This is a genomic window from Collimonas sp. OK412 (assembly GCF_900112135.1).
In the GTDB taxonomy this organism is placed as follows: Bacteria; Pseudomonadota; Gammaproteobacteria; order Burkholderiales; family Burkholderiaceae_D; genus Collimonas; species Collimonas rhizosphaerae.
The window spans coordinates 40201-46263 of sequence record NZ_FOLC01000031.1; the positions used below are offsets into that span (position 1 = coordinate 40201).

Annotated in this window: 7 protein-coding genes, 1 tRNA gene and 1 pseudogene; 5 read left to right on the plus strand and 4 right to left on the minus strand. The window is 54.3% G+C overall.

Annotation, left to right across the window (positions count from 1 at the left end; genetic code table 11):
• Nucleotides 1–13 precede the first annotated feature (13 nt).
• From BM062_RS22195 to BM062_RS22215, 5 genes and pseudogenes are all read left to right on the plus strand, one after another.
• A pseudogene (locus BM062_RS22195) lies at nucleotides 14–133 on the plus strand (TIGR00645 family protein); the annotation flags it as partial.
• Nucleotides 134–223: 90 nt separating this feature from the next.
• On the plus strand, nucleotides 224–1762 hold the full coding sequence (locus BM062_RS22200) for a fumarate hydratase (RefSeq protein ID WP_092401067.1): 1539 nt from the start codon (nucleotides 224–226) through the stop codon (nucleotides 1760–1762).
• Nucleotides 1763–1779: 17 nt separating this feature from the next.
• On the plus strand, nucleotides 1780–2661 hold the full coding sequence (murI, locus tag BM062_RS22205; RefSeq protein WP_254785211.1) for a glutamate racemase: 882 nt from the start codon (nucleotides 1780–1782) through the stop codon (nucleotides 2659–2661).
• Between the two features lie 82 nt (nucleotides 2662–2743).
• Nucleotides 2744–2819 (plus strand) — tRNA-His (locus BM062_RS22210).
• A gap of 255 nt (nucleotides 2820–3074) precedes the next feature.
• Nucleotides 3075–3503 (plus strand): hypothetical protein, encoded by a 429-nt coding sequence (locus tag BM062_RS22215; RefSeq protein ID WP_092401046.1) that lies wholly within the window; start codon nucleotides 3075–3077, stop codon nucleotides 3501–3503.
• 19 nt (nucleotides 3504–3522) lie between these two features.
• On the opposite strand, the gene BM062_RS22220 is transcribed toward BM062_RS22215, so the two are convergent.
• The 4 genes from BM062_RS22220 to BM062_RS25355 all read right to left on the minus strand — a co-directional run bounded on the left by BM062_RS22220 (nucleotide 3523) and on the right by BM062_RS25355 (nucleotide 5623).
• Complete coding sequence (locus tag BM062_RS22220; protein ID WP_092401049.1) at nucleotides 3523–3882, minus strand: hypothetical protein; 360 nt, start codon at nucleotides 3880–3882, stop codon at nucleotides 3523–3525.
• A 24-nt stretch (nucleotides 3883–3906) separates the two neighbouring features.
• On the minus strand, nucleotides 3907–4122 hold the full coding sequence (locus tag BM062_RS22225; protein WP_092401052.1) for an Imm52 family immunity protein: 216 nt from the start codon (nucleotides 4120–4122) through the stop codon (nucleotides 3907–3909).
• Between the two features lie 75 nt (nucleotides 4123–4197).
• A complete protein-coding gene (locus BM062_RS22230) occupies nucleotides 4198–4758 on the minus strand; it encodes a tetratricopeptide repeat protein (RefSeq protein ID WP_092401055.1) in 561 nt (186 codons plus the stop codon).
• Nucleotides 4759–4987: 229 nt separating this feature from the next.
• A complete protein-coding gene (locus tag BM062_RS25355; protein WP_139220160.1) occupies nucleotides 4988–5623 on the minus strand; it encodes a hypothetical protein in 636 nt (211 codons plus the stop codon).
• Nucleotides 5624–6063 lie beyond the last annotated feature (440 nt).

The following is a 6063-nucleotide window of genomic DNA, read 5'->3' on the forward strand; positions in this document are numbered from 1 at the left end:
CCCGACAATTCCAATGAGCAACATGCAAGCATCCGCGCCCAAAAAAGCCATCGGCGTCCTGCCGAACCTGATTTTCATGCGCCGCCGGCTGCAACTGCCGCTGTACCCGGGCCTGATCCTGGCGCGGACCGTTGATCATTGATTCCAGCTGTATCCGCACCACCCATTTCCTGACCTTTGACCGAGCATCTTAAAGAGATACGCCATGACCACCCTAGCCACCCTGACCACGATCAAGCAAGAAGATCTCATCGAGTCGGTAGCCGCTGCGCTCCAGTACATCAGCTATTACCATCCCGTCGACTATATCCAGCACCTGGCGCGCGCCTATGAGCAGGAGCAGAACCCTGCGGCAAAAGACGCCATCGCCCAGATCCTGACCAACTCGCGCATGTGCGCCGAAGGCAAGCGGCCGATCTGCCAGGACACCGGCATCGTCAACGTGTTCCTGAAGATCGGCATGGACGTGCGCTTCGAAGGCTTCAAGGGTTCGATCACCGACGCCGTCAACGAAGGCGTGCGGCGCGGCTACCTGAACCCGGACAACATGCTGCGCGCCTCGATCGTGGCCGACCCGCAGTTCGAACGCAAGAACACCAAGGACAACACGCCGGCCGTGGTGCACATGGAACTGGTGCCAGGCAACACGGTGGACGTGCAGATCGCAGCCAAGGGCGGCGGTTCGGAAAACAAGACCAAGTTCGTCATGCTCAATCCGTCCGATTCGCTGGTCGACTGGGTGATGAAGACCGTGCCGACCATGGGCGCCGGCTGGTGCCCGCCAGGCATGCTCGGCATCGGCATCGGCGGCACTGCGGAAAAAGCGATGCTGATGGCGAAACAGGTGTTGATGGAAGATATCGACATGTACGACCTGCTCAAGCGCGGCCCGCAAAACAAGACCGAAGAATTGCGCATCGAGCTGTTCCAGAAAGTCAATTCGCTGGGCATCGGCGCGCAAGGACTGGGCGGCCTGACTACCGTGCTGGACGTCAAGATCATGATGCACCCGACCCATGCGGCATCGAAGCCGGTGGCGATGATCCCGAACTGCGCCGCTACCCGCCACGGCCACTTCGTGCTGGACGGCTCCGGCCCGGCCTACATGGAGCCGCCGTCGCTGTCGGAATGGCCGGAAGTGCACTGGGTGCCGGATACCGAGAAATCGAAGCGCGTCGATCTGAATACCCTGACCAAGGAAGAAGTCGCTTCGTGGAAACCTGGCCAGACCCTGCTGTTGAACGGCAAGATGCTGACCGGCCGCGACGCTGCGCACAAGCGTATCCAGGAAATGCTGGCCAAGGGCGAAAAGCTGCCGGTCGATTTCACCAACCGCGTCATCTATTACGTCGGCCCGGTCGATCCGGTGCGCGATGAAGTGGTGGGCCCTGCCGGCCCGACTACCGCGACCCGCATGGACAAGTTCACCGACATGATGCTGGAACAGACCGGCCTGATTTCGATGATCGGCAAATCGGAACGCGGCCCTACCGCGATCGAATCGATCAAGAAACACAAGTCGGCTTACCTGATGGCTGTCGGCGGCGCCGCCTATCTGGTGTCGAAGGCGATCAAGTCGGCCCAGGTGCTGGGCTTTGCCGACCTTGGCATGGAAGCGATCTACGAGTTCGACGTCAAGGACATGCCGGTCACGGTGGCGGTCGATTCCAACGGCATCTCGGTGCACAACACCGGGCCCAAGGAATGGCAGGAAAAGATCGCCCACGCAGCGCTCTCGAAAATCCCCGTCACCACCATCTGACCGTCCGATTCCAATAAATGAGCGGCGACACGCAAACAATGCCGATGGCGCACAGCGCGCCCATCGGCATTTTCGATTCCGGCATCGGCGGCTTGTCGGTGCTGCGCCATATCCACCAGGACCTGCCGCTGGAAGACCTGCTGTATTTTGCCGATTCCGCGTATGCGCCGTATGGCGACAGGTCGGAAGCGGAGATTTCCACGCGCTCGCTGGCAGTGACCCAGTTCCTGCTGCAACAAGGCGTGAAGGCGCTGGTAGTGGCTTGCAACACCGCCACCACCGCCGCCATCAAGGCGATCCGCAGCGCTTACCCGGCGTTGCCGGTGATCGGCATCGAACCCGGGCTGAAGCCGGCCGCGGCGCACAGCCGCAGCAAGATTGTCGGCGTGCTGGCTACCAAGGCCACCTTGCAAAGCGCGCGGCTGCTGGCGCTGCAAGAACAGATCAGCGCGGCCAGCGGCGTGCATTTCGAGCTGCAGGCATGCGTCGGCCTGGTCGACCAGATTGAAAAAGGCGAATTGCGCTCGGCGCAGACCGCGCTGCTGCTGCGCCGTTATATCGCGCCGCTGCTCGCGCAAGGCGCCGACACCCTGGTGCTGGGCTGCACCCACTACCCTTTTGTGCGTCCGCTGATCGAGGAAATCGTGGCCGAGCTGGCGTCCGGACCGGTAACCGTCATCGACACCGGCGCCGCGGTCAGCCGCCAGCTGGCCAAGGTGCTGGCTGAAAACGGACTGCTGCAGGCCGCGCCGCACAGCGGCCGGGTAAGCGCCTTCACCAGCGGCAGCGAATCGGCCATCAGCGTCCCGTTCGCCCGGCTGCTGCAACTGCAGCCGCCGGTATCGGCGGTAGCCGCAACCGCCCAGCCGGCGGGAATTTCATCATTACCCGTTATTTGATTTGCCAGGCGGCAGGTTACTTTGTATAATAGCTAGCTGTCCTAGTGCTGAACAAGCATGGCAGTTTAGTAGTACCGCAATGGTGGCTGTAGCTCAGTTGGTAGAGTCCAGGATTGTGATTCCTGTTGTCGCGGGTTCGAGTCCCGTCAGCCACCCCAAAGAATTCAATAAAATCAAGTAGTTAGAATAACGCTTGATTTTAATTATCGTGAAATTGACAACAAAATTCACGATATGACAAAAAAGCCCATCCATTCGGTGGGCTTTTTTGCGTTTGTCCGGTTTAATTGACAAAATCTGTCCCGGCGGAAAATAAAAATAGAACGTTAGACTTATCGTGCAGTCCATTCAGGGCAAACATCATCAGCATGCGCATTTGAGACCAACCTGCCAACTACACAGAAAGGCTCCAAATGAAATTCAGCTTACTCCTGGCCGCTTTGGCGATTTCGATCACCGGGTGCGCAACCTCTCCTGTTTCGATCAACGAAGTGAAGTCAGTAGCGATGGAACGCGTGTTCCGCCCCGACGCACTGCCGCTGGCAAACAATGCCCGTGCGGTATTCGTAAGGGATAACGGAGTCTCCGGCGGCGGCGGGTATCAGCATCTGTACATAGACGGAAAAAAAGCGGCCTCGCTGAACCCAGGTGAAAAAGTGGAGTTCATGCTGCCGCCGGGCCAGCATGTTTTTGGCGCCACTCCAGCAGATGGCTCCGCCACATATTCCCTCAACACAGTCGCCCAGGATCTCAAAGCCGACAAGACCTATTTCTACCGCCTGCAAACGGCAGGGAGTTCCTCCCGCACCGCTCTGCAGCGGTTCATCCCTGACTATCAGTAACGCGGTAAGGCGTTGCGTTTTATGATCCCTCTTTGCTGTGATGGCAGTAGAGATATGCCAGGCCGACAGGTGCGATGAATATCGCCAGGCTCCAGCAAATCGCCATGGTCACCAGCTTCACAAAAAGCAACAGCAGAGCGTGGGTCAGGAACACGTTCCGGCCCATGATGAAATTCACGATGCTTTCGTAAACAAAGCGGGAATAAGGGTAAAGCAGAGTGCTCGCTACAAGAAAAACAATCATTGCCGCTTGCATCGAATGATTTCCTTTGCTCGACACAAAAAAATACAGAGCGGGGAAAATCAGCCCGAATACAAATTGGCGAAAGTAATATTGAGGCGACAGCCCTCCGAAAGTTTTTGCGATGACTGGATGCATGCTGATTTTTCTCCGTGGTTAAAATTAAGTCATTTTTAAATTTCGGTCGATCTCCGGCAAGGCATCAAGAGCAGCAAGCCGCATTTCCACCTGATGGGCTTGCTTGATGTGCTGGGGATTGCGAAGATCGAAGATGTCGCCCACGGCAATGACGATGGAGCCGTGACAGCTGGGCAATGGGATAACTTCGGCGGCTTCGGGGATATCTTGAGGTTTTAAAATTTTTGGAACAAAGCCCATCCAGCCGAGGAACCGGGGATAGGGGAAGGGGCTGAAATCAAAGCTGTACTGATCAACGCGGTAAAGCGTACCGCGTTAGGGAAGTATTGCTTTCAGGTATTCATCGCGATTAAATCCGTCAAGCAAGAAATGGTTCCATTTCATTTCTTCTGGCGACTTTGATATGGCGAGAATCCGCTGGCGCCGTGCTTCTGCATCGGGGCCTTCAGCCATCAAGTCAGCCAACACGCACTCGAGGTTCGCGTCACACTTGGCCTCATTTCCTTGGGCAAGTTGCTCTATCCTCTTAACGTAACAAGCTCGGGCCTCTGTCAATCTGCCGAGTCGCTCTTGAAGAAGACAAGGCATGATGCCAGGATCGTAGCGACTTTTGGGAAGGGAGGAAATGACATTGAGGTCAGCCAGCGCTTGCTCATATTGTTTTTGCTCTGCGTGCAGACTGGCCCGTAACGACCATGTTGCAGGACGCTTCGGATCCTCCTCCAACATAACGTCAAGCAGGCGTTCCGCTTCCTGCCAGTGTTGCTCTCTCATTAGCTCAAGGACCTTGATATGACGTGGATCGGGGTTATCGGCACGCCCGGTGCAGGCTGCGCAGGCAAACACGATCAACATGAGGATGATAATGTGCCTCATAGCATCATATCCGTCACCGTCTGCACGATAGATAACGAGTAATCGGTTTTGATCTCAACCCGCCCCCCCCCCGCATGAATCGTATCAGTCCTCCCCGCCATTCTCCTCTTACTCAACCCCACCTCCTCAAACTCCCCAAGCTCGCCAGGGTGTTAATCGCCCCACCCACATTGATCGCATACCCAACGCGGTAAGGCGTAGATACTGTTATTCTTTTTTTTAAAGCCATTTAATCGGGCAACTGCGATTTGACGTAGGCGCAGATATCTGGGGGAGCTGAACTGCCCTTCTGTATATATTTTTTGAAAACAATCAAACCATTTACATTTAGTGCGCAGAACATTTCATTATGAAGATTTGTAAGCCATTTTTTTCCAACATTTCCACGTCTAATTGAAAATGTGTATGGCACATTAATTTGCAGGCTTTCTTGTGAAAAACTATAGGTATATCCATCAATATTGGCCCCGTAGGTCAAGCAATCACCGGGATGCATTACCAAAGGCTTTGCTCCAGGCTTAATTTCAATTCGCCAGTTCACCCCTGTTTCTGCAGTAGCTCCTTCTTGTCCAACAAATGCCGCTTTTAATTCAATATCTTCACCATCATCTTCAGGCAAGCATGCGACAAGGTTCTCTCCCACGTTCTTGATAGTTAATGGCCTTGGATATTGCGAGCGGGCCAGCGCCAGGCTCGCCGTTATCGCAAAAAATAATAAGACGATGATATTTTTCATATTTGTTGAGAGTTCACTTTGGAAAATTATTTCTGTCTTTCTTACTTTAAAAACACGGCAACGCGGTAAGGCGTAGGGCGTAATCGCGAAGCGTATTACGCCGTATATTTGATCGATATCATGCGGCATTCTCTTATTGTTATTTGCCCCAGTTCGTTTGACATCGTTTGCCTTAGTGGTGCATCACGTGCGGCGTAATACGCTGCGCTATTACGCCCTTGTATTATGATTTTGAAGTTTAGATCTTTCAATTTGTAATTCGACCGCTCGAATTACGAAGACAGTTCTTGGTAGGCATATCAAGATCGAGCGATCTGGATGCCGTTTGCGCCCTTTGGTTTTAAGCCAGTGACGTAGATTTTTGCAGCAGTCGCTCACCCTCGTTTAAAAATCGCACAGTATCTTTGGCCCGGCCTGCCGGCAGCCCGTATTGACAAGGTAGATTATCAGAGGACGTTGTATGCACATTTTTATTTTGGGTATTGACGTAGCAAAAGCCAAGCTCGATTGTGCTTTGCGCTTACCAAATGGAAAAATCCGCAGCAAGAGCATAGAAAACAATCACCAAG

Bases quoted from the DNA above. Each gene is read 5' to 3' on its own strand.
- murI (WP_254785211.1), top strand. From the start codon at position 1,780: ATGAGCGGCGACACGCAAACAATGCCGATGGCGCACAGCGCGCCCATC.
- BM062_RS22215 (WP_092401046.1), top strand. From the start codon at position 3,075: ATGAAATTCAGCTTACTCCTGGCCGCTTTGGCGATTTCGATCACCGGG.
- BM062_RS22220 (WP_092401049.1), bottom strand. From the start codon at position 3,882: ATGCATCCAGTCATCGCAAAAACTTTCGGAGGGCTGTCGCCTCAATAT.
- BM062_RS22225 (WP_092401052.1), bottom strand. From the start codon at position 4,122: ATGGGCTTTGTTCCAAAAATTTTAAAACCTCAAGATATCCCCGAAGCC.
- BM062_RS22230 (WP_092401055.1), bottom strand. From the start codon at position 4,758: ATGAGGCACATTATCATCCTCATGTTGATCGTGTTTGCCTGCGCAGCC.
- BM062_RS25355 (WP_139220160.1), bottom strand. From the start codon at position 5,623: ATGCCGCATGATATCGATCAAATATACGGCGTAATACGCTTCGCGATT.